Here is a 23,878-nt window from a genome sequence, read left to right on the forward strand (position 1 = left end):
ATTTTCTATGGCACTTTCTGCTTTAATAAGCCTATTTACTTACGGTTATTAAGGGTAAACGATGCAAAAATTGAACAATTCGCTGCAAAATTACGCCTGGGGCAGCAAAACTGCGCTGACAGAACTCTACGGCATCGAAAATCCACAAGGTTTGCCGATGGCGGAACTGTGGATGGGCGCACACCCGAAAAGCCCTTCGACCGTTGAGGTCAACGGTGAAGCGCGTTCGCTGCGCGAAGTGATTGATGCCGACAAGGTCGCCACGCTAGGCAATGCGGTGGCGGAACGTTTCGGCGAGCTGCCATTCCTGTTTAAAGTGCTGTGCGCCGATCAGCCTTTGTCGATTCAGGTACACCCGAGCAAAGCCGCTGCTGAAGAGGGTTTTGCACGTGAAAATGCCGCTGGTATCCCACTCAGCGCCGCTGAACGTAACTATAAAGACGCCAATCACAAGCCCGAGCTGGTGTATGCGCTGACGCCATTCCAGGCGATGAACGGTTTCCGCGAGCTGCATGAAATTGTCTCGCTGCTGGAGCCGGTGGCCGGTGCGCATCCGCAAATCGCCCACTTCCTGGAAAATGCTGACGAAGCCAACCTGGCAAAACTGTTAGCCACGCTGCTTTCGTTGCAAGACGAGGCCAAATCGCGCGCTATTGGCGTACTGAAATCGGCGCTCAATGCGCGTGAAGGCGAACCGTGGCAGACGATCAAATCCATCGCCACCGATTATCCGGATGATAGCGGGCTGTTTTCGCCGCTGCTGCTCAATGTCATCACCCTGCAGCCGGGCGAAGCGATGTTCCTGTTTGCCGAAACGCCGCACGCATATCTGAAAGGCGTGGCGCTGGAAGTGATGGCGAACTCCGATAATGTGCTGCGCGCCGGTCTGACGCCGAAGTTTATCGATATCCCGGAACTGCTGGCTAACCTGAAGTTCCAGGCAAAACCGGCCGCGACGCTGTTGACTCAGCCGCAGCGCGACGGCGAAACCCTGAACTTCCCGATTCCGGTAGAAGACTTTGCCTTTGCCATTCATGGGCTTTCCGCTGCGCCGCAATCGCTGGCACAAAACAGCGCTGCCCTGCTGTTCTGCATTGAAGGCCAGGCGGTGATTGAGAAGTCCGGTCAACAGCTGGTGCTGAAGCCGGGTGAATCCTGCTTTGTCGCCGCCAATGAGTCGCCGGTCAACGCGGCGGGCACCGGTCGTCTGGCGCGCGTATTTAACACGCTCAACTGAGTTCCGGCTGACGCTGCCAGCATTAACTGCTATTCTTTCAAACTATTAATTTAAAACGCCTGCGGGCGTTTTTCTTCACCCGTCGCGCACCGACCAGCGGCGTGCGGACGCAAGGATAAGGACGACACAGCGATGAAAAAGACCCAGGTTGCCGTAGGTGTAATTGTGGCGCTCGGCGTGATTTGGACTGGTGCTGCATGGTTTACCGGTAAACAACTGGAAAGCCACATGGATCAGATGTTGCAGAATGCCAATGCGCAGCTAAATGCTTACGCGCCGAACAGCCGACTGACGCTGAGCTATCAGGATTACCAGCGCGGCGTGTTTAGCAGCAAAACCAAATTGGTCGTGCAGGCTAGCTCGCAAACCAATGACAACCCGCTGTTGAAGCCTGGTCAAAGCATCGTGCTGAACGAGACTATCGATCACGGTCCTTTCCCGTTCGCCCAGTTGAAGCGCGGCAGCCTGATCCCAAGCATGGCGTCGGTGCACACCGAGCTGGAAAACACCGATGCGGTGAAGAAACTGTTTGAACTGACCAACGGCAAATCGCTGGTTAATGCTGATACCCGCGTCGGTTACAGCGGTGCGACCAATACCGATCTCAACCTGCTGGCGGTGGATTACAACAATCCGCAGACCGGCGATCGTCTGGCCACCAACGGCGGCACGCTGAACATCAGCGCCGACAGCAAAGGCGACAAAGTCAGCCTCGACGGCGACTTCTCCAGCATCGCGGTCACCAGCAAAAATCAGGTGGAACAGCCAGTGCTGTTCACGCTCAATGGCCTGAAGCTGAGCGGCGATACCCACCTCAGCCCGGAAGGCGTGCGCGTTGGCGATCAGTCGATCTCTCTGGATAAACTGGATGCCAGCATCAACGGTCAGGAAGGTTTGTCACTGGAGAAGCTGAAAACTACCTCTTCCTTCGACAACAAAGAAGGCAAGATTGGCGGGCAGCTGGACGTCAACGTTGACAAGATCACCCTGCAGAAGCAGCCATTTGGTGAAGCTAAGCTGGCGATGAAGTTTGCGCAGTTCGATGCGCAAGCGGTGAAAGCCTTCTCCGATACTTACAACGCGCAGATGCAGGATCTGCTGAACCAGCCGGGCGTAGCGGAAGATCCAATTCGCTATCAGGCCAGCGTGCAAACCATCCTGCGTAATAACCTGCCAACGCTGTTGAAAGGCTCGCCAACGCTGAGCATCGCGCCGTTGAGCTGGAAAAATGACAAAGGTGAAAGCACCTTTAATCTGAACGTCGGCTTTAACGATCCGGCCACCGTCACCGGCGAAGCGCAGAGTTTGGGTGCCGCAGTGGATCGCGTGCTGAAAACCCTCGACGGCAAGCTGGCGATCAATATGCCGATGGCGACAGAAACCATGCGTCATGTCGGTTTAGCGGAAGGTTATCAGGGTGATGATGCGCAGAAGCTGGCGGATCAGCAGGTGAAAGGTTTAGCGGCGATGGGCCAGATGTTCCGCCTGACGCAGCAGCAGGATGACAACATCGTCACCAGCCTGCAATACGGCAACGGTCAGGTAACCATGAACGGCGACAAGATGACGCTGGAGCAGTTCCTGTCACGTTATATGCTTGGCGCACCGACCAGCGAAGGCATGCCTGAGTAAATCACTTAAGCAATAAATTGCCAATGTATGCAGGTGCGCATGAATGCGCACCCTACGAAAATCCCGCCAAATCCCCGTAGGGTCGCCATTTATGGCGACCTTTTCACGCTTAACTGACAAGCATTAGGCCAATTGGCCGCCCTTAAACTTCCCCGCGCATCAGCTGCGGCGGCACAATCAAGCTTTGAATCTCCGCTTCCGGCTGCGCCAGCCGCTGCAACATCCGTTCCGCCGCCCTTCTTCCTACATCACGCGCTTCGCTACTGACAAAGGTCATGGTGGGATCGTGCAACTCCCGCTGCGGATCGTCATTAAAGCCCACCAGCGCCAGTTGCTGCGTGTAGTAGCTATCCACCGCGCCTTCACCAAAGGTTCGCCCACAGCGTAACGCGCCGAAATAGCAGCCGAGCGCGGTGCTGCCGTTATGCGCCAAAATCGCGGTAATGCCGGGATGTTGGCGCAACAACTGCAGTGTTAGTGCCGACACGCTTTGCTGGCGATCGTCACACTCAATAATCCAGTCGGATCGAAACGGCAAACCGTATTGCAGCAAAGTGGCGCAATAGCCGCCAATCCGCTCGGCGCGCGTCAGTGACGAACCCAAACCGCCCATCCAGGCGATGCGCTGATGGCCCTGACGAATCAAATACTCCGTCGCCATACGCGCCGCCTGACTATTATCGGGACGCAATGAGTCAACGTTATCCAGGCTGCTGGCGCGTGAGGCGCAGACTAACGCAATGTTCTGCTCCTGCGCCTGCGGCACCAGCATTTCTGCCTGCGCCACCGCGCCGCCGAGCACAATCCCTTCCGCGCCCTGCGCCACCAGCGTGTCAAAACAGCGTTTAAGATGTTGGCCGTGCTGACCGCTTTGTGTCAGCACCAGCACTTTGCCCTGCTGCTCCAGCACTTCGCTTAGTCCTGCCGTCATCGCGGCATAAAATGGCTGGCTGAGATCGCGCACGATCAAGCCGATCACGCCGCTTTCGCCGCCGCGCAGGATTGAGGCCGAACGATTACGCACGTAGCCAAGCTGCTCAATCGCCTGATTGACACGTGTGGCCGTAGCGGGCGAAATGCGCCCTTTGCCGGAGAGCACCAACGACACGGTAGAGACCGACACCCCGGCGACCAACGCCACATCATGAATAGTGGTTTTCTGCTGGGACATAGCGTTCCGTTACCAACGTCCAAATTCAAAGAGGTAAAACGTTACACTGATTGCATCAAAAATAAAGTCTGCAATTAGTCACTCTTTGTGATTATAGCCACAAAAATAAGTGGTAAAACGTTTTATCATCCTTGACCACATTGAAGCCTTTAACTTTTATTGCCAGGAGAGTCTATGTCCGCCAGTCGTCCCAAAATGTCACTTTGGGAGTTTTTCCAAAGTCTGGGCAAAACATTTATGTTGCCCGTCGCACTGCTTTCGTTCTGCGGTATCCTGCTCGGCATCGGCAGTTCGCTCAGCAGCCGCGATGTGCTCACGCTCATCCCCGCGCTCGATCATCCTTTCCTGCAATATATGTTTATCTGGCTGGCGAAAATCGGTTCCTTTGCCTTTAGCTATCTGCCGGTGATGTTTGCCATTGCCATTCCGCTCGGTATGGCGCGCGAGAACAAAGGCGTGGCAGCGTTTGCCGGTTTTGTTGGCTATGCGGTGCTGAACCTGAGCATCAACTTCTGGCTCAACATCAATGGCATTCTGCCGACCACCGATGCGGCGGTGCTGAAAGCTAATAACGTACAAAATATTCTCGGCATTCAGTCCATCGACACCGGTATTCTCGGCGCGGTTATCGTCGGTATCGTGGTGTTCTGGTTGCATGAGCGTTTCCACAACATTCGCCTGCCAGATGCGCTGGCGTTCTTCGGTGGCACGCGCTTTGTGCCGATCGTCACCGCGATGGCGATGGGCGTGCTGGGCTTAGTGGTTCCGCATATCTGGCCATTCTTCGCCCGTGCGATTACCGGCCTTGGCTGGGTGATTAACAGCGCCGGTGAATTTGGTCCGATGATTTTTGGTACCGGCGAACGTCTGCTGCTGCCGTTTGGTTTGCAGCACATTCTGGTGGCGATCATCCGCTTTACCGATGCCGGCGGCACCATGGATGTGTGCGGTAAAAGTGTCAGCGGTGCGTTAACCATCTTCCAGGCGCAATTGGCGTGTGCGGATACGCACGGCTTTGCCGAGAGCGCCACGCGCTTCCTGTCGCAGGGTAAAATGCCGGCCTTCCTCGGCGGTTTGCCGGGTGCAGCATTGGCGATGTATCACTGCGCCCGTCCGGAAAACCGTCATAAAATTAAAGGCCTGCTGATTTCCGGCGTGGTGGCTTGCGTCGTAGGTGGCACCACGGAACCGCTGGAGTTCCTGTTCCTGTTTGTCGCGCCGGTGCTGTATCTGATCCACGCACTGCTGACCGGTTTAGGCTTCACCGTGATGGCGATGCTGGGTGTGACTATCGGTAACACCGACGGCAACGTGATCGACTTCTTCGTCTTCGGCGTGCTGCACGGCCTCTCCACCAAATGGTATTGGGTGCCGGTCATTGCTGCGGTGTGGTTCGTGTCTTATTACGTTATCTTCCGTTTTGCCATCAGCCACTTCAATATCAAAACCCCAGGTCGCGAAGTGGAAACCAACAGCGTGGAGCAGCAGGTTAATCGCGCAGCTGTCGGTAAATCGGGCTTCAACACGCCAGCGATTCTGTCGGCGCTGGGCGGCGTGGAAAACATCGCTTCACTGGATAACTGCCTGACGCGTCTGCGCATTACCGTGGTCGATATGAGCAAGGTGGATGATGCAATACTGAAAGCCAACGGCGCGATTGGCGTGGTGCATGTCAATGCCACCAATCTGCAAGTGGTGATGGGCCCGCAGGTGCAGTCGGTCAAAGATGAGATGGCACACCTGATGAGTGCGACGGTGTAATGATGCCGGATTTTAATTTCAATCAGGTGGTGGATCGCCACGGCAGCTGGTGTACGCAGTGGGATTTCGTGGCCGATCGGTTTGGCGTGGCGGATTTACTGCCCTTCACCATCTCCGACATGGATTTCGCCACCGCGCCTTGCATCATCGAGGCGCTGCAACAGCGCCTCACGCACGGGGTGTTTGGTTACAGCCGCTGGCAGCATGATGATTTTCTTTCTGCCATTCAACACTGGATGCGCAGCCGTTTCGCTACTGAAGTCGCGGCAGAATCGTTGATTTATGGCCCGTCGGTGATTTACATGGTGGCGCAGCTGTTGCGCCACTGGACGCAGCCGGACGATGAAGTGCTGATCCACACGCCTGCTTACGATGCGTTTTACCACACCATCAACGGCAATCAGCGTCGCGTGCTGGAGCTGCCGCTGCAGCGCCACGGAAGTGAATGGCTGTGCGACATGGCGCAGCTGGAAAGCTTGCTGGCGCGTCCGCGCTGTAAAATGATGCTGCTGTGCAGTCCGCACAATCCTACCGGCAAAGTGTGGCGCGAAGAGGAGCTGCGGCAGATGGCAGCGCTATGCGAAAAGCATGGCGTGAAGGTGATCAGCGATGAAATCCATATGGATATGGTGCTGAGTGATGCGCGGCATACGCCGTGGAGCCAGGTTGCGCAGTCCGATTGGGCGCTGTTCACCTCGGCCTCCAAGAGCTTCAATATTCCGGCGCTGACCGGCGCGTGGGGCATCATTCCAGATGAGCGCGATCGTCAGGCGTGGTTCCACGCGCTGAAGCAGCAGGATGGTTTATCCTCGCCGGCAGTAATGGCGCTTGCCGCCACCATCGCTGCGTATCGCGATGGCGCGCCGTGGCTGGATGCGCTGCGTACCCACTTACGTGGCAATATGCAGCACATTGCAGAACGGATGAACACGGCGTTTTCGCAGCTTAACTGGCAGCCGCCAGCCGCGACTTACCTGGCGTGGATCGATCTCAATCCGCTTGGCATTGACGAACAGGCGCTGCAACAGCGTCTGATTCATCAACACAAAGTGGCGATCATGCCCGGTTCGACTTACGGCGCGGCGAGCCAGGGTTATCTGCGCCTCAACGCCGGTTGCCCGCGCAGCAAGCTGGATGATGGGCTGGATCGTCTCATCGCCGGGTTAAAATCGTTCTGAAATGCGACGGATGCTGATTAATTCAGCATCCGTTTTCCTGTTTGCGCAAATCGCTGGCGCTGTTGCGCAAGATGTTTTTATAATCCTCTGCACTTTATGAAACTTAAGCGAGTGCGCCATGATTGATCTAAAACTCCCCCTCACCGACATTCACCGCCACCTTGATGGCAATATCCGCGCACAAACCATTCTCGATTTAGGTCGTCAGCATAATCTTGCGCTGCCCGCTGATTCGCTTGATGCATTGCGCCCGCATGTGCAGGTCACCGCGAATGAACCGGATCTGGTGAGCTTCCTGCAGAAACTCGACTGGGGCGTGAAAGTGTTGGGCGATCTTGATGCCTGCCGCCGTATCGCGCTGGAAAACGTCGAAGATGCGGCGAGCGCTGGCATTCACTATGCGGAACTGCGCTTCTCACCGGGCTATATGGCAATGACCCACAAGCTGCCGATTGCCGGCGTGGTTGAAGCGGTGATTGATGGCGTGCGGGCCGGTATTCAGCAATATGGCGTTGATGTGCGCCTGACCGGCATTATGAGCCGTACCTTTGGTGAAGAAGCTTGCCTGCGCGAGCTGGAAGGTTTGCTGGCGCATCGCGATGGCATCACCGCCGTCGATTTGGCCGGTGACGAGTTAGGCTTCCCAGGCAGCGAATTCCTCAGCCACTTTAATCGTGCGCGTGATGCCGGTTTCCGCATTACCGTTCACGCCGGTGAAGCCGCGGGCCCGGAAAGCATCTGGCAAGCGATTCGCGAGCTGGGCGCAGAGCGTATTGGTCACGGCGTGAAGGCGATTGAAGACCGCGCACTGATGGATTTCCTTGCCGAGCAGCGCATTGGTATTGAGTCTTGCCTGACCTCGAATATTCAGACCAGCACCGTATCATCGCTGAGCAGCCATCCGCTAAAAACCTTCCTGCAGCACGGCATTCTCGCCACCATTAACACTGACGATCCGGCGGTCCAGGGCGTTGAGTTGGCACATGAGTATGAAGTGGCGGCACCGCAAGCGGGATTGACGGCGGAAGAGATGCGTCAGGCGCAGGATAATGGCGTGACCATCGCGTTCCTGAGTGATGCAGAGAAAGCCGCGCTGCGCGCACGCGTGGCGGGATAAAAAAAGTGCGCATAACGCGCACCTTACAATGTAAGGTCGCCATTCCTGGCGACCGCTTTACAGAATTAACGCAACGACATAGTCTGGCGCTTCTCGGCGGACTGCAAGCCCAGCTCGATCAACTCCATCACCTGAATCGCTTCTTCTGCCTGCACCGGATTTGCACCTGTGCCCGCAATCGCATCACGAATGCCTGCATAATACGCCGGATAGTTGCCCGGCAAGGTCAGCAGCTCTTTCTCCACCATCACATCACCTTCCGCCAGCGTCAGCGTGCCGTTGCGCATGTCGTAGCCCCAATCTTCCTGCGGCGGACGTTCACCCGCTTTCAGACGATCTTCCTGCGGATCGAGTCCGTATTTCACGTAGCTGCCGCGCGTGCCGTGCACCACAAAGCGTGCTGATTCCGCCGCCACCAGCATGCTGGCGTGCAGCACCACGCGGCGCGTTGGATAGGTCAACACGGCATGGAAGTAATCGGTGGTTTGAGCGCCTGGACGCAGCTCTGCCATATCGACATTGATAGCGACCGGCGTGCCAAATAGCTGCAGCGCCTGGTCCAGCACGTGCGGTCCGAGATCGAACCAAATGCCGCTGCCCGCGCCTTTCATTTCACGCCAGCGCTGACGCACTTCAGGGCGGAAACGGTCAAAGTGGGATTCGAAGTAACGCACTTCGCCCAAGGTGCCGTCGTTCAGCAAGGATTTCAGCGTCAGGAAATCGCTGTCCCAGCGGCGGTTATGGAACACCGACAGCAGCAAACCTTTGGCTTTCGCCAGCGCATCCAGTTCACGCGCCTGTGACAACGTCACGGTAAATGGCTTATCGACCACCACGTGTTTACCGGCGTTAAGTGCCGCTTTGGCTAAGGGAAAATGGGTGTCATTCGGGGTCGGAATAACAATCAGTTGCAGTGTCGGGTCGTCCAGCAGCGCCTGTGGATCGGAAACCACCTGCACTGACGGCCAGTCAGCATGCACTTTGCTGGCATCGCTGCTCGAGATCGCCGCCAGCTCAACATCCGGCGTACCGGCGATCAAGGGTGCATGAAAGGTTTTGCTGGCAAAACCGTAGCCGATTAGGCCGACACGTAATTTATCGCTCATTCTCATTCCTCTTGTTCGTTACCAGACTGATTTAAGACGAATCGGTCTATAAGAACAAGGCGGAATCACCTGAAAACTCAGGAAATAGCACTCCGTGCGGATTGCCAGCTCTCGTGAGCCACCAAAGCGTCCTGTGCATCCTGGCTGCGGCGGCGGAAGTCGCTGGGGCTGACGCCAACGCGTTTACGGAACACGCGCGAGAAGTAGAGCTGGTCATCGTAGCCCACTTCGCGGCCAACAGAAGCGATCGGTTCCTGGGTGGTTTGCAAAAGCAGTTTGGCGCGGATAACCCGCTGATCTTCACGCCAGCGCAGTAGATTAATGCCCATTTGCTCGCGGAACAGATGCGCCAGCCGTGACGGCGACAGGCAAACATGGCGCGCCACTTCTTCAATCTTCACTTCGCCCGCCAGATGATTGGTGACGTACTGGCAAGCTTCAATCACGCGTGGATCGCGAATCTGTTGATGGCTGCGCGGGTCCTCTTCCACCGCGCGCAGCAGCAGGCGCTCCAGCAGGTTCATCGCCAGCTCTTCGGCGAAGCGACGTCCGGAGTTGTGGGTTTGTTCGATGCTGGCGAACAGGCGATCAAACTCGGCACGCTGCGCTTCTGACAGACGCAAACGCCCCACGCCCTGACTTTCATCCTGCCATTGCAGCCAATCGGTCCAGTAGGCGCGCGGACGGAAATAGACCCAGCGATGAAACCAGCACGGACTATCGGGTGCGCGTCCGTAATAGTGCGGGGTTTTCGGTTGAAACAGCAGCAGATCGCCCGGCTCGCAGTCGAAGGCGGATTCACCATCAAACACGCGGCCCTGACCTTTAATGGTCAGATTGAGGATGTAGCCTTTCATGCCGTGCGGACGATCGATAAAGAAATCGAGCGCGTCATTGGCGTTAATCGGCGTCAATCCTGCCACCAGCCAGGCATTGAACGCATAGCCCGGCAATAAGGGATTCTGCTGCTCACTCGGGGGTTCACGATGGTACATAGTGGCCTCACTTATCGCGTGAAATGCGGCGAGCGCGCCCGCTATCCGGCGCGCTCAGCCTTGGTTATCAGGCGGCTTTACTTTTCTGTTTGTAGCGGTCAAAAATCACCGCCGCTAACAGTATCAAACCGCGCACCACATACTGTGAGAATGGCGAGATATTCAATAAATTCATCGCATTCTCAACCGTGCCCAGTATCAGCACGCCCGCTACCACGTACGAAATTTTGCCGATGCCGCCTTTCAGCGAAACGCCGCCCAGCACGCAAGCCGAAATCACAATCAACTCGTAACCGAGCGAAGTCATCGGCTGGCCGCTGGTCATGCGCGACGCCAGAATGATGCCCGCCGCCGCCGACACTAAACCCGACAAGATGAAAATGATGATGCGCGTACGCACCACCGGCACACCGGCCAGACGCGCGGCTTCTTCGTTGCCGCCAATCGCCAGCGTATTGCGGCCAAAGGTGGTTTTATTTAGCAGGAAGCCGAACAGCACCATGGTGGCGATAGTGAGCCAAATGGGTGCCGGCACGCCGAGCCAGTTGGCGTAACCGAGGGTAAAGAAGCGCTCGTCTTCAATGCCCACCGCTTTGCCGTCGGAGAAGATATAAGCCAGACCGCGCACAATCTGCATGGTGGCCAGCGTGGTGATTAAGGCGTTGATTTTCAACCGCGCGATGACAAAGCCGTTAATAAAGCCGGTGGCCATGCCGAGCAGTAAACCGGCCGCAACGCCAATCCACAGGCTTTCGGTCATATTGATCACCACTGCGGTGACCACACCGGCGCAGGCGATCACCGACGCCACAGAAAGGTCAAAGTCACCGGAGGCAAGGCAGAACAGCATGCCGCACGCCACCATGCCGGACATCGACATCGCCAGACCGAGCCCTTTCATATTGATGATGGAGCCAAAGTTCGGCACGAAAATGGCACAAACGATAAACAGCAGTGCGAACACCACCAGCATGCCGAAGTTGTCCCAAATCCGCCCGAGTTGCAGCCCGTTGCGCTGCACCGGTGGCGTGTTGGAAGTGGTAGATGAAGCCATTATTGCTCTCCTTTACATCAGGCCACGGCGGCCGCTTGAGTGGTTTTCGGCATCGCCAGGCTCAGCGTCAGCTGCTCTGTGGCCGTGTCGTGGGACAGTTCACCGGCAATTTCACCTTCACGCATCACCAGAATGCGATCGGCTAATCCCATCACTTCCGGCAAGTCGCTGGAGGCAAACAGCACCGCAATGCCTTTTTTCGCCAGGGCATAAATCAGGTTGTAGATTTCGTGTTTGGCACCGACGTCAATTCCGCGCGTCGGCTCATCAAGCAGAATCACGTTCATCTCTTCCGACAGCCAACGGCCCAGAATTGCCTTCTGCTGGTTGCCGCCCGAAAGGTTCATGATCAGCTGCTGCGGACCCGGCGTTTTGATGTTGAGTGAACGAATGTGGATATCGGCATTTTTCGCCTCCCAGCTCGGTTTGATCAGGCAACCGGCGGTGAGATTGTGGCGACGCGCGCTGATGTTGATGTTATCGCGCACCGAATGCACCGGAATGATGCCCTCAGATTTGCGATCTTCCGGGCACAGCATGATGCCAGCGCGGATAGCGTCGATCGGCTGGCGAATGTTGAGCTTGTTGCCATCCAGCGTCACGGTGCCGCCGCGCAGTTTGGTGGCACCGAACAGCCCTTTCATCAATTCGCTGCGTCCTGCGCCAACTAAGCCAAATAGCCCAACGATTTCACCGGCGCGCACCGTCAGCGAAATCGGCGTGCGCACGCCCTTCGCCTCTACCGCGTCCAGCTGCAGACGCACCGGGCCCAAATCACGCGGCGCGTAACCATAGATATCTCCCAGATTGCGTCCCACCATCGCCTGCACTAAATCGTCATGATGGGTGTTTTTCATGTCGGTGAAGGTGCGCACGTAGCGACCATCTTTAAACACGGTGATGGCATCGCTCAACGCGAAAATCTCTTCCATGCGGTGCGAGACATACAGCACGGTGCGGCCCTGCTCGCGCAGCTGGCGGATGACGCGGAACAAGTGATCAATCTCGCGCGCTGACAGCGAGCTGGTCGGTTCGTCAAAGGCGATAATGCGCGCGTTACGCGCCAGCGCTTTGGCGATCTCCACCATCTGCCACTGGCCGAGTGACAGGTATTTCAGCGGCATATCCGGATCGATATCCATGCCGAGATTTTGCAGCTGCAAACCGGCTTCATAGCGCAGCAGTTTGCGATTCACCAAACCGCGCTTGTGCGGCAGCTGGCCGAGATAGATGTTCTCCGCCACGCTCATTTCTGGCACCAGATGCAGTTCCTGGTAAATGATCGCCACGCCGGCGTCCAGCGCATCCACGGTAGTGTTGAAACTCTTCGGCTCGCCTTTAATGCGAATTTCGCCGCCGCTCGGCTGATAACTGCCACTGAGGATTTTCAACAGCGTCGATTTACCGGCACCGTTTTCCCCCATCAGCGCGTGCACTTCTCCGGCGCGGCAGCTGAATGAGATGTCCTGCAGCGCTTTCACGCCGGGGAAGGTTTTGCTGATGCCATGAAACGACAGAAAGGCTTGATCTATGTTCATGGTGACTCCTCTAAGCCTTCATGCTTCGCACTGTAACTGCGTTGGCTGCGTGAACTTACCCCGGTCACTTACAAAAATAAGCTCCCGGGGATAAGTGCACTTGCCGCCTTGTTACAGCACGAATCATTTTGGCTGCCTGTTAGGCAGGTTTTGGGGAAATGGGATTACTTCAGCCCTTTCTTATCCAGCTCGGCTTTGAAGTTATCGCGGGTAATCAGCACCACATCGGTGACTTCGGTGAACTTCGGCGGCTCCTGATCTTTGGTTACCCAGTTGTAGAGCATCTGGCTGCTCTTATAACCGTGCACGTCCGGGCTTGGCAGCAGCGAACCGTAGAAGCCGGTGGCGGAACCTTTCGACAGCTCACTTACCGCATCAACACCGTTGATGCCGATACCGATCACATCTGGCGCCTTGAAGCCCTGACCTTCGGTGGCGCGTACGCCGCCCAGCACGGTGTTATCGTTCATGCCGAGAATCAGCCAGTGTTTAACTCCCGGATGCTGCACCAGCAGCGAGTTACCGGCGTCAAACGCACCAGGAATATCGTTGGATTTGGTTGGTACCTGATAAATCTGCTTCTCCGGGAAACCGGCAGCTTTCAGCGCATCCATCGAACCGCTAGTGCGACGGCGTGCGGTGTCGAGCTCGTTGGCGGTGATGGCCATCACGCCGGTCTCTTTTACATCCCAGCCGCGTTTCTGCATCTCTTTATACAGTTCTTGTCCCTGACGCTCGCCGATCTTGGTCGCGGCCATCATCACTAATGGCACGGTATCCATCGGCTTGCCTTTGGCGGTGACGAACTGGTCATCGACGGCGATCACTTTCAAGCCGTAACCGCGCGCTTTGGCGACAATCGCCGAGCCGAGTTTGGGATCCGGCGTACAGATAACGAAGCCCTTCGCGCCGCTGGCGGCCAGGCTATCGATAGCGTTGAGGGTTTTCTCGCCGTCAGGCACCGCAATTTTGATCACTTCGAAACCGAGATCCTTGCCGGCTTTATCCGCGAATTTCCATTCGGTCTGGAACCAGGGCTCTTCCGGTTGTTTGACGAGGAAACCGAGTTTCATGGTCTCGGCGATAGCGGATTGTGACATAACCGCAGCGAGACCAACCGCCGCCAGCGTTTTAGTGAATTTATGCATGATGCTCTCCGGCACAATGTTGTTTTAGGCTGTTATTAACCAATCGGTGTAAACGTTACCAATCAAATAATTCTGTGGGGTACAGCTAAAAATCAGCGCTTTAGCACAAAGGTTGTACAAAGGCTGCGCAAACGCTGGGCTAGTTGTAGCGGGAATGGAGATGAAAAATGTAGAGCGGTATCACATCCCAAAACGATGACAAAATCCTCCATATATTCAGCAAATTTAACCGGTCGTTAACTTTTGCTATGGATCACACATCCTCGCCGATGGCAGAAAAGTGCATATTCTCAGCGACTGATGACTAACCGCTTCTGCCGCCCCATTCCAGGATAGAGCCAGATAACTCACACAGGAGAATCCCAATGGGTGCTGGCACCATAACAATTGGGCTGGATTTCGGCAGTGACTCGGTGCGTGCGCTGGCCGTGGACTGCCACAGTGGCAAAGAGCTGGAAAAAGCGGTGGTCAACTATGCACGCTGGGCCAACGCCGAATTTTGCGACGCGCACGCCAACCGTTTTCGTCACCATCCGCAGGACTATATTGATGCGTTAGAACAGGCGATTGTCACCGTGGTTAACGCCTTAACACCTGAACAGCGCGCCGCCGTGGTCGGGATTGGCGTGGATTCCACCGGCTCGACGCCCGCGCCCATCGATCGTGATGGCAACGTGCTGGCGCTGCGCCCGGAATTCGCCAATAACCCCAACGCGATGTTTGTGCTGTGGAAAGATCACACCGCGATTGAAGAAGCCGAAGAGATCAATCAGCTGTGTCGTAGCGGTCGTTTCAACGATTACACCCGCTATATTGGCGGCGTGTATTCGTCGGAGTGGTTCTGGGCCAAGATACTGCACGTGTCACGCGCCGATGCTGCGGTACGTGACGCGGCAGTGTCTTGGGTGGAACTGTGCGATTGGGTGCCCGCGTTACTCAGCGGCACCACTGCACCTGCGCAACTTCGTCGTGGACGCTGTGCCGCCGGGCACAAATCACTGTGGCATCCAGAGTGGCAAGGCTTGCCACCGGCTGACTTCTTCCGCGCACTCGATCCTCTGCTGGTCGAGCAGCTTGATTCTCCCCTGTTCGAAGAAACCTGGACCGCCGATGTGCCGGTTGGCACGCTCAGCAGCGAATGGGCGCAGCGCCTCGGTTTATCGGAAAAGGTGATACTTTCGGGCGGTGCGTTTGACTGCCACATGGGCGCGGTCGGTGCCGGTGCGCAGCCATATACGCTGGTGAAAGTGATTGGCACCTCAACCTGCGACATTCTGATTGCCGACAGCGACACCGTTGGCGACCGCGCCATCAAAGGGATCTGCGGCCAGGTGGATGGCAGCGTGGTGCCGGGCGCGATTGGCTGCGAAGCCGGTCAGTCGGCGTTTGGCGATATTTATGCCTGGTTCAGCCGCTTGCTCGGCTGGCCATTGCAGCAGGCGGCGCAGCAGCATCCGGAGCTGCAACCGCAGTTAGCCGCGCTGCAAAAGGATCTGATCCGTAATCTCACCGAAGCCTGGGCGGCCAATCCGCAGCTCGATCACCTGCCGGTGGTGCTTGACTGGTTCAACGGCCGCCGCACGCCGGATGCTAATCAGCGCTTAAAAGGCGTGATCACCGATCTCAACCTTGGCACCGATGCGCCAGCGCTGTTTGGTGGCTTGATCGCCGCGACCGCGTTTGGCGCGCGCGCCATTATGGAGTGTTTCGAGCAGCAGCAGATTCCGGTGCAGAGCATCCTGACGCTCGGCGGCATTGCCCGCAAATCCCCCGCCATCATGCAGGCGTGCTGCGACGTAATGAACCGTCCGCTGGATATCGTCGCCTCTGACGAATGCTGCGCACTCGGCGCCGCCATTTTTGCCGCCGTCGCTGCGGGCGTGTATGCCGATGTGCCTGCCGCCCAGCACGTGATGGCCAGTCCAATTGATGTCACGCTGCAACCCAACGCCGAGCGCGTGGTGGTTTATCAGCAACTTTATCAACGTTATCAAAACTGGTGCCAGGCCGCTGAACCGCAGTATGCCGCACGCACCGCATCCGCTCAGTAAAGGAGAGATTTAATGGAACAGCACAACGTACAACAGGTGTGGTTTGTTATTGGTACGCAGCACCTTTACGGCGCGGAAACCTTGCGTCAGGTGGAACAGCACGCTCGCCAGGTGATGGAAGGCTTGAATCAGGCTGGCACGCTGCCGGTGTCGCTGGTGTTGAAGCCGCTGGTGAAATCGCCGGACGAAGCGCTGGCCCTGTGCCGCGCTGCCAACCACGACAATCAGTGCGTCGGCATCATTACCTGGCTGCACACCTTCTCGCCAGCCAAGATGTGGATTGGTGGTCTGAGCATCCTCAATAAGCCGCTGCTGCAATTCCATACCCAGTTCAACGCGGAGATTCCGTGGGACAGCATGGATATGGACTTTATGAACCTCAACCAAACCGCACACGGCGGCCGCGAGTTCGGCTTTATCGGCGCGCGCATGGGCTTGCAGCACAGCGTGGTCACCGGTCACTGGCAGGATAAAGCCAGCCAGCAGCGGATTGGACGCTGGATCAATGCCGCGCTGGCAAAACAGGCCAGTCAGCAGCTGAAAGTGGCGCGCTTCGGCGACAACATGCGCGAAGTGGCGGTAACAGAAGGCGATAAAGTCGCAGCGCAGATTCAGTTCGGTTATTCCGTGAATGGCTGGGGCGTGGGCGATCTGGTCGAGGTGGTGAACAGCGTCAGCGATGGCGACGTCAACGCGTTAATTGATGAATACGAAAGCCAATATCGCTTTACCGATGTTGCAGCGGTTAACGGTGAAAAGCGTCAAAACGTACTGGATGCGGCACGCATTGAGCTCGGTCTGAAGCGCTTCCTCGAAGCCGAGGGTTGCAAAGCCTTCACCACCAACTTCCAGACCTTGCACGGTATGACGCAACTGCCCGGTTTGGCGGTGCAGCGCTTGATGGGCCAGGGCTACGGCTTCGCTGGTGAAGGCGACTGGAAAACCGCCGCGCTGCTGCACATCCTCAAGGTACAAGCGGGCACGCGTGCAGGCGGCACTTCCTTTATGGAGGATTACACTTATCACTTCTCACCGGGCAACGATTTGGTGCTGGGTTCGCACATGCTGGAAGTGTGTCCGTCCATCGCCAAAGAGGAGAAGCCGCTGATTGATGTGCAGTTCCTCGGCATTGGCGACAAAGCCGATCCAGCGCGCATGATCTTCTCCACGCCGGCCGGACGTGCGGTGAATGCCAGCGTCATCGATATGGGCGATCGTTTCCGCCTGCTGGTGAATGTGGTGGATGCCATCGAACAACCTAAACCACTGCCAAAACTGCCGGTGGCACGTGCACTGTGGCGTGCCCAGCCGTCGCTGGCAACGGCCTCCGAAGCCTGGATTCTGGCCGGCGGCGCGCATCACACGGTGTTCAGCCAGGCGCTGGATCTTGATGATATGTATCTGTACGGCGAACTGAACGGCATTGAAGTGCTGGTGATTGATGAGGAGACGCGCTTACCGGCATTTAAAGATGCGCTGCGCTGGAATGAGGCGTATTACCGCTTAGCGCGTTGATGTGGTCTGGAATGAACAAGGCCGCGATGATTCGCGGCCTTTTTGTTGGCGGCGGTAACGGTGGTCGCCATAAATGGCGACCCTACATCTTCGTAGGGTGCGCATTCATGCGCACCTAGTGTGAAACAGCGATGAAATTATCCACGGGGGACAGGAAAGGCCAGCCCGAAGAGCAAAGCGTCCGAGCCATTGATGGCGAGGCCGATCTGCATGGATGCAGGGTTTCTTTGCGATCGGGCTGGCCTTTTCTGGCCCTGGCGCCGATCCAGCAGCCATCAAGAAAACCAGGTGGCCATTAATGGCCACCCTACGACAATTACGAGGTTAATCTTTTGACAGGGGCGTTCTGCTGGCGATCCCACATAACCGTTAACAGGCGTTGCAGCGCGATAAAGGCGAACAGCAGAATGCCGATGGCGATTTTTGTCCACCATGAACTCAAGGTTCCATCGAAGTTAATCCAGGTCTGGATCAATCCCTGAATCAACACGCCGAACAGCGTGCCTAATACCGTGCCGACGCCGCCGGACAACAACGTCCCGCCAATCACCACTGAGGCAATCGCGTCCAGTTCCACGCCCAAACCCGCCAACGCATAACCCGCCGAGGTATAAATCGAGAACACAATGCCCGCCAGCGTCGCCAGCGTGGTCGACAACATATAAATCTTAATGGTGGTCGCGCGCGTAGACACGCCCATCAGCTGTGCCGAAGTCAGGCTGCCGCCAATCGCATATACCTGATTACCAAAACGCGTGCGGTGCGCCAGAATAATGCCGCCCAGCACCACCACCAGCATAATCAGCGCCAGCAAGCTCAAACGCCCGCCGCCGGGGATCTTCCACGCCAGACTCGACAGCGTGGTGTAGAGCGGATGATCGATAGGAATCGAATTCTCCGACACCAGATAGCTACAGCCGCGCAGGAAAAACATCCCAGCCAACGTAATGATAAATGCCGGGATTTTCAGCGCATCGATCAACCAGCCCATCATCGCGCCAAACAGCGCGCCCATCGCCAGCACCAGCGCAAACGCCAGAATTGGATCGAGATGATAATCGCCAATCACTCGCGCGAGGAACACGCCGCTGAAGGCGATCACCGCGCCCACCGACAGATCAATCCCGCCAGACAAAATTACGAACGTCATTCCCACGGCAATAATGCCGAGGAAGGCATTATCGGTAAGGATATTGCAGATCACGCGCGTTGAGGCGAAGCCGGGAAATTGACTCAGGCAAAACAGATAACCCGCCACAAACACCAGCAGCGTGATCATTAAGGGCAGATGACGTTTAATCATTTCGGGCGTCTCCGTTTCAACATGGCAATAAAGCGTGGCGACTGCAGCAGCAGCACGCACATCACCACCACCGCTTTCACTACCTGATTGAGTTCAGGCTGGAAGCCGGACAGCAAAATACCGGTATTCATCGACTGAATAATCAACGCGCCAATCAGCGATAGCACCAGATTAAAGCGTCCGCCCATCAGCGAGGCACCGCCAATCACCACCGCCAGAATCGCATCCAGCTCCAGCCACAAACCGGCGTTATTGGCATCGGCCCCACGGATATCTGCCGCGACGATCATGCCCGCCACCGCTGCACACATGCCGCTAATCACATAGGTCGACATCACCACCAGCCAGCCATTCACACCGGCATTGCGCGCCGCGCGCAGGTTGATACCCACCGCCTCGATAAACAGCCCAAGCGCGGTTTTGCGCGTCAGCAACCACACCACTAACGCCACCAGCAGCGTAATCCATACTGGCACTGGCAACAGCCACAGCGAACCGCTGCCGAACCACGCCAGGCTATCGCTGTTGAAGGTGACGATTTGCCCCTGCGTAATCAGCTGCGCCACGCCGCGTCCCGCCACCATCAAAATCAAGGTGGCGACAAACGGCTGAATTTTTAGTAGCGCCACTAAAATGCCATTCCACAAACCGCAGGCCAGGCCGGTACCGAGCGTCACCAGAATGATGAACGGCAAACTGTGCCCCGCCACGGTCAGCGTCGCCGCCGTCGCGCCCGCAATTGCCATCACCGCGCCCACCGACAGATCGATGCCGCCGGTGGCAATCACCAGCGTCATGCCGATCGCCAGCAGCGCCACCGGCGCGGCGCGATTGAGAATATCAATCGGGCTACCGAACAAACGGCCATCCTGAATGTGGATAGCAAAAAAGTTATTCGCCACCAGGCTATCCACCAGCAGCACCAGAATCAGCGCCACAATCTGCGGCATGCCGGGCGGCAGCTTCGGCTTACGCCGTTCGGGTTTGTCATGTGTCATAGGGGATTCAAGCATGTTGTGCTCCTCCGTCAGCGATGGCGTTGACGATCGCGGCCACCGACAGCTGCTCCAGCGGGATTTCGGCCACCTGCTTCAAATCGCGCATAATCAACACGCGATCGGCATAGCCCACCAGTTCTTCGAGTTCAGAGGAGATAACCAGCAGCGCCAATCCGTCGGCGCACAGGGTTTCAATTAAGCGAATGATCTCGGCGTGGGCGCCCACATCGATGCCGCGCGTGGGCTCGTCGAGGATCAGGAATTGCGGTTTGGTCACCAGCCAGCGCGACAGCAGCACCTTTTGCTGGTTGCCGCCGGACAACAGCTCAACCGGTTGATCGGCATGCGGCGTGCGAATGCCAAGGCTCTTGATAAAGCGCTCGGCGATCTCCTGCTGCTCACGCCGCTTAATCGGTCGCAGCCAGCCGCGCTGTGCCTGCAATGCCAGGATGATATTTTCGCGTACCGATGCGCCACCAATGATGCCGTCGGTTTTACGATCTTCCGGGCAGAAACCCATACCAAGGCGCGAGGCCTTCGCGGGTGTGCGAATGTTTTGCACTTTACCCTTGATGGTCGCGGTACCGCGATCGGCGCGGCGGATACCAAACAGCACTTCGGCGGTTTCGGTACGACCGGAACCGAGCAAGCCGGCCAGGCCTACCACTTCGCCCGGTCGCACCTGCAGGTTGAACGGTTCAATAGTGCCCTTCTTGCCGTAATCTTCAAACGACACCACCGGCTGATTGCTACGCAGCGTGCTGCCCTGACGCTGCAAAGCGGTTTCCAGCAGCTCGCGCCCCAGCATCAGTTTAATCAGTTCAATCTGCGGCAGCGTGGCGGTATCGCGTGTGGCAATAAACTGGCCGTTTCGCAGCACGGTGATGCGATCGGTAATGCGGTAAACCTGGTCGAGAAAGTGGGTCACAAAAATCAGGCTCATCCCTTTGGCTTTCAGCTGCGCCATCAGGGTAAACAGCATTTCGACTTCGTTGGCATCGAGGCTGGCGGTCGGTTCATCGAGGATCAGCACCTGCGCGGAGAGATCGACCGCGCGGCAAATTGCGATGATCTGCTGCATTGCCACCGAGTAATGGCCCAGCGGACGCGTTACGTCGAGCACGAAGCCGTAATTGCGCATCAGCGCATCGGCATCGCGCACCATGCGCTTGCGATCGATCATGCCAAAGCGACGCGGCTCGCGGCCAATATATAAATTATCCGCCACCGACATATTCGGCAGCAGATTCACTTCCTGATAAACGGTGCCAATGCCCATCTCCTGCGCATCAGCGGTATTGTGCGGCGTAATCGCCTTGCCATTCAGGGTTACGGTGCCGGCATCGCGGGTGTAAACGCCGGTCAGGACTTTAATCAGCGTAGATTTGCCCGCGCCATTTTCGCCCAGCAGCGCCATGATCTCGCCCTTACGGATGCTGAACGAAACATTATCCAGCGCCTTCACGCCGGGAAAGCCTTTGCTGACGCCGCTGATGGTCAGCAGTGCGGTTTCATCGGAGGTGCTCATCGGGTTCTACCTCGCTTTACGTCATCAAAAACCGCCCCGAAGGGCGGTTGCGGGGATCAGTAACCCATGCCTTTTTTGGTATCGAGCTGTGCCTGCGCGGAGTCCGGCAGATACAGTTTCGATTCTGTTTTGATGATTTTCGGCGGCATCGTGCCGTCTTTCTTGAATTTCTCCAGCGCGTCAAATGCCGGCCCCGCCATGTTTGGCGTCAGCTCCACGTTGGCATTGGCTTCACCGGCCAGCATCGCTTTGTAGATATCGGGCACGCCGTCAATCGAACCGGTCAGGATATCTTTACCTGGCTTTAGGCCGGCTTCTTTGATCGCCTGAATTGCACCGATCGCCATATCATCGTTATGCGCGTAAACCATGCAGATGTTCTTGCCGTTGTTTTCCGCCTTGATGAAACTCTCCATCACCTCTTTACCTTTGCTGCGGGTAAAGTCGCCGGACTGAGAGCGAATCACTTTGATGTTGTCGTGTCCCGCGATGGCCTCGGCAAAGCCTTTCTTACGGTCGATTGCCACGCTAGCGCCAACGGTGCCTTGCAACTCGACGACGTTACATTTTTTGTCCGCAACGGTTTTGACCAACCAGTCACCAATCAACTTGCCTTCCAGCACGTTGTCAGCGGTGACCACCGCCATGTACAGCGATTTGTCTTTCACCACGATGGCGCGATCAAGTAAGAACACCGGAATTTTGGCGTCTTTGGCTTCTTCCAGCACCGGCTCCCATCCCGTTTGCACCACCGGCGCAATGAAGATGGCATCAACGCCCTGCGCAATGAACGAGCGCACCGCTTTGATTTGGTTCTCTTGTTTCTGTTGGCCATCGGCGATTTTCAGTGTGATGCCGCGCTTTTGCGCTTCACTTTTTGCCACATTGGTTTCTGCTGAACGCCAGCCAGATTCCGAGCCAACCTGTGAGAAGCCCACCGTCATATCAGCAGCCAACACCGACGTACTCAGTGCCGAGCTCACCATGGCGGTCAAGAGTAAACGTTTCCACATAATTTCATTCCTCTGAAGGGAGTGTGTTGTAGGGGTACAAAACGCGAATTAAGCCTGGCTGAAAAGCGCGTAAACAAGCGCGACTTACTTCACAAATCAGAGTGAATTAAAGGAGTTACGCGAACGAGCAAGGCTTTAAGGAGAGTGCCGTTATGGACAAAATGCCTGCTAATTATTGCGCAGGTGGTTAAATAAATGTAATAAACAGAATCGGTTATGTTTCTCACTACTGGAAACGATTACAGCAGGTACGTAAAGAATGGTTATTGTCTGTCCGGACAATCAATTATTGGTTTTGTGACTGCTCGCACAGATTGTGAGTGCTGGTTTCATGGCGTGTGCATAAATTTGCCGACCAGTCGCTAATAATTAGCGGATTCGTCAGCAGCACGATCGGAAATAACTATTATAGAGACGGATAAATAATGGCTAACCAGTATGGATTAATTAGTGTGAGATTTTCTCACATACCCGCTAATTACCGGCCTGAATTTGCCTTAAATCGCTTTTCAAATACGCGTTTAAAACATTTAAAAGGCAAAAAAGTGTCGTTTCATGAGCGAATTAGCGCATGTTGTCTGAATTTTGTATTTTTTTACAAGTCGCGTATGGACTCTCGCTGCGTGCTCCCTATACTTGGACACTTCCGAGTACTTTATATTTAAATGGCAATCATGACTGCGTTAGATTACCTGCTGAAATTCCGCAAAGTGAATAATCTCGATAGTCTGGAAAAACTCTACGACCATCTTAATTATTCGCTGACTGATGATAATGAGATCATCAATATGTATCGCGCTGCCGACCATCGACGTGCTGAACTGGTCTCTGGCGGACGTCTGTTCGACATGGGCCGCGTGCCTAAAACCGTCTGGCGTTACGTGATCTAATTGATTTATCCCCTCTTTATCTGCGCTCTTGCGTTGTCCAGGTCGGGCGTGCCCCGTTTGGACATGATACGCTCTGCATCGCCCTCTTTTCTGCAAACAGGATCTTCCCGATGACCGAACAGGTGTTCCCGCCGCGTATCGCTGGCTGGTTATTGCTGCCGCTGGCGTGGCTGATCATGACCATGCTGACCAGCGCGCTGGTGGTGGCGATGTATCTGAGCCCGCTGTTCAATCCCGAATTGCGTACTACGCTGTTTTCACACGGCGGCATTTTGCTCACGCAATGGTCGATCTCACTGCTGACCGCCGCAGTGGTTTGGCTTTACAGCATGTGGGTGTGCTGGATTTTCTGTAAACGTTCGCGTCGCTTACCGCGCCACTACATTCTGTGGCTGTTGATGACGATTTTGCTGGCGTTAAAAACCTTTGCCTTCACGCCCGTTGCCGACGGCAAGGCGATTCAGACGTTGCTGCTGTCGCTGTTGGCTGCGGCGGTGTTTGTGCCCTATTTCAAACGCTCTCAACGCGTGAAACAGACGTTTATCCAGCCATAATGATGTGAGTTTCGTCAGCAATTTAATTCTGAGTGCTCTCAACGACCACACAAACCCGGTGAAGGTTGAGATGCACCTCTCAATTCCGG

General features: G+C 56.1%; 19 protein-coding genes. 9 read left to right on the top strand and 10 right to left on the bottom strand.

Annotated elements, in window-relative coordinates; genetic code table 11:
* The first annotated feature begins 61 nt into the window (after positions 1 to 61).
* Both manA and FHW71_RS06065 read left to right on the top strand, forming a co-directional pair.
* Entirely contained in the window at positions 62 to 1,237 is a 1,176-nt protein-coding gene (gene manA / locus FHW71_RS06060; protein WP_179451069.1) for a mannose-6-phosphate isomerase, read from the top strand.
* A 132-nt stretch (positions 1,238 to 1,369) separates the two neighbouring features.
* Entirely contained in the window at positions 1,370 to 2,869 is a 1,500-nt protein-coding gene (locus FHW71_RS06065) for a YdgA family protein (RefSeq protein WP_008110227.1), read from the top strand.
* A 142-nt stretch (positions 2,870 to 3,011) separates the two neighbouring features.
* On the opposite strand, the gene malI is transcribed toward FHW71_RS06065, so the two are convergent.
* Positions 3,012 to 4,040: a Mal regulon transcriptional regulator MalI gene (gene malI, locus FHW71_RS06070; protein ID WP_179451071.1), complete on the bottom strand. Its 1,029-nt coding sequence runs from the start codon at positions 4,038 to 4,040 to the stop codon at positions 3,012 to 3,014.
* Between the two features lie 174 nt (positions 4,041 to 4,214).
* On the opposite strand from malI, the gene malX reads away from it, so the two are divergent.
* The 3 genes from malX (at position 4,215) to add (ending at position 8,096) form a co-directional block, all read left to right on the top strand.
* A complete protein-coding gene (gene malX / locus FHW71_RS06075; RefSeq protein WP_179451073.1) occupies positions 4,215 to 5,801 on the top strand; it encodes a maltose/glucose-specific PTS transporter subunit IIBC in 1,587 nt (528 codons plus the stop codon).
* Positions 5,801 to 6,979, top strand: a complete 1,179-nt coding sequence (locus FHW71_RS06080) for a MalY/PatB family protein (RefSeq protein ID WP_179451075.1) — start codon at positions 5,801 to 5,803, stop codon at positions 6,977 to 6,979. The genes malX and FHW71_RS06080 overlap by 1 nt, the downstream gene beginning before the upstream one ends.
* 118 nt (positions 6,980 to 7,097) lie before the next feature.
* Positions 7,098 to 8,096 carry an adenosine deaminase gene (gene add, locus FHW71_RS06085; RefSeq protein WP_179451077.1) on the top strand — a complete coding sequence of 333 codons (999 nt, stop codon included), beginning with the start codon at positions 7,098 to 7,100 and terminating at the stop codon, positions 8,094 to 8,096.
* Positions 8,097 to 8,161: 65 nt separating this feature from the next.
* Here the strand turns inward: add and FHW71_RS06090 are convergent, their stop codons facing one another.
* The 5 genes from FHW71_RS06090 to FHW71_RS06110 all read right to left on the bottom strand — a co-directional run bounded on the left by FHW71_RS06090 (position 8,162) and on the right by FHW71_RS06110 (position 13,937).
* Entirely contained in the window at positions 8,162 to 9,202 is a 1,041-nt protein-coding gene (locus FHW71_RS06090) for an oxidoreductase (RefSeq protein WP_008110233.1), read from the bottom strand.
* Between the two features lie 77 nt (positions 9,203 to 9,279).
* The gene (gene araC, locus FHW71_RS06095) at positions 9,280 to 10,197 is read right to left on the bottom strand and encodes an arabinose operon transcriptional regulator AraC (protein ID WP_008110234.1); all 918 of its coding nucleotides are present in this window, start codon (positions 10,195 to 10,197) and stop codon (positions 9,280 to 9,282) included.
* Positions 10,198 to 10,264: 67 nt separating this feature from the next.
* Positions 10,265 to 11,251, bottom strand: coding sequence for an L-arabinose ABC transporter permease AraH (gene araH / locus FHW71_RS06100; RefSeq protein WP_008110235.1), 987 nt, complete (start codon positions 11,249 to 11,251; stop codon positions 10,265 to 10,267).
* 17 nt (positions 11,252 to 11,268) lie between these two features.
* Positions 11,269 to 12,789 carry an L-arabinose ABC transporter ATP-binding protein AraG gene (gene araG / locus FHW71_RS06105; RefSeq protein WP_179451079.1) on the bottom strand — a complete coding sequence of 507 codons (1,521 nt, stop codon included), beginning with the start codon at positions 12,787 to 12,789 and terminating at the stop codon, positions 11,269 to 11,271.
* A 164-nt stretch (positions 12,790 to 12,953) separates the two neighbouring features.
* Positions 12,954 to 13,937, bottom strand: a complete 984-nt coding sequence (locus FHW71_RS06110; protein ID WP_008110238.1) for an arabinose ABC transporter substrate-binding protein — start codon at positions 13,935 to 13,937, stop codon at positions 12,954 to 12,956.
* 365 nt (positions 13,938 to 14,302) lie between these two features.
* On the opposite strand from FHW71_RS06110, the gene FHW71_RS06115 reads away from it, so the two are divergent.
* Together FHW71_RS06115 and araA are read left to right on the top strand one after the other, a co-directional pair.
* Positions 14,303 to 15,988, top strand: a complete 1,686-nt coding sequence (locus tag FHW71_RS06115) for a ribulokinase (RefSeq protein ID WP_179451081.1) — start codon at positions 14,303 to 14,305, stop codon at positions 15,986 to 15,988.
* A 12-nt stretch (positions 15,989 to 16,000) separates the two neighbouring features.
* The gene (gene araA / locus FHW71_RS06120; protein WP_179451083.1) at positions 16,001 to 17,503 is read left to right on the top strand and encodes an L-arabinose isomerase; all 1,503 of its coding nucleotides are present in this window, start codon (positions 16,001 to 16,003) and stop codon (positions 17,501 to 17,503) included.
* A gap of 316 nt (positions 17,504 to 17,819) precedes the next feature.
* Here araA and yjfF read toward each other — a convergent pair whose 3' ends face one another.
* From yjfF to ytfQ, 4 genes are read right to left on the bottom strand one after another with little or no spacing between them, the layout of a single operon-like run.
* On the bottom strand, positions 17,820 to 18,806 hold the full coding sequence (yjfF, locus tag FHW71_RS06125; protein WP_154194186.1) for a galactofuranose ABC transporter, permease protein YjfF: 987 nt from the start codon (positions 18,804 to 18,806) through the stop codon (positions 17,820 to 17,822).
* On the bottom strand, positions 18,803 to 19,819 hold the full coding sequence (ytfT, locus tag FHW71_RS06130) for a galactofuranose ABC transporter, ATP-binding protein YtfT (RefSeq protein ID WP_008110246.1): 1,017 nt from the start codon (positions 19,817 to 19,819) through the stop codon (positions 18,803 to 18,805). The genes yjfF and ytfT overlap by 4 nt, the downstream gene beginning before the upstream one ends.
* Positions 19,812 to 21,332, bottom strand: coding sequence for a sugar ABC transporter ATP-binding protein (locus FHW71_RS06135; protein WP_154194182.1), 1,521 nt, complete (start codon positions 21,330 to 21,332; stop codon positions 19,812 to 19,814). The genes ytfT and FHW71_RS06135 overlap by 8 nt, the downstream gene beginning before the upstream one ends.
* 56 nt (positions 21,333 to 21,388) lie before the next feature.
* Positions 21,389 to 22,345, bottom strand: coding sequence for a galactofuranose ABC transporter, galactofuranose-binding protein YtfQ (gene ytfQ, locus FHW71_RS06140; protein WP_008110249.1), 957 nt, complete (start codon positions 22,343 to 22,345; stop codon positions 21,389 to 21,391).
* 674 nt (positions 22,346 to 23,019) lie between these two features.
* Here ytfQ and ydgT point away from each other — a divergent pair.
* Together ydgT and FHW71_RS06150 are read left to right on the top strand one after the other, a co-directional pair.
* Positions 23,020 to 23,235, top strand: a complete 216-nt coding sequence (gene ydgT, locus FHW71_RS06145; protein ID WP_036650139.1) for a transcription modulator YdgT — start codon at positions 23,020 to 23,022, stop codon at positions 23,233 to 23,235.
* Positions 23,236 to 23,345: 110 nt separating this feature from the next.
* A complete protein-coding gene (locus FHW71_RS06150; RefSeq protein ID WP_008110253.1) occupies positions 23,346 to 23,789 on the top strand; it encodes a DUF2569 domain-containing protein in 444 nt (147 codons plus the stop codon).
* Positions 23,790 to 23,878: the final 89 nt, after the last annotated feature.

Source organism: Enterobacter sp. Sphag1F (assembly GCF_014193275.1).
In the GTDB taxonomy this organism is placed as follows: Bacteria; Pseudomonadota; Gammaproteobacteria; order Enterobacterales; family Enterobacteriaceae; genus Pantoea; species Pantoea symbiotica.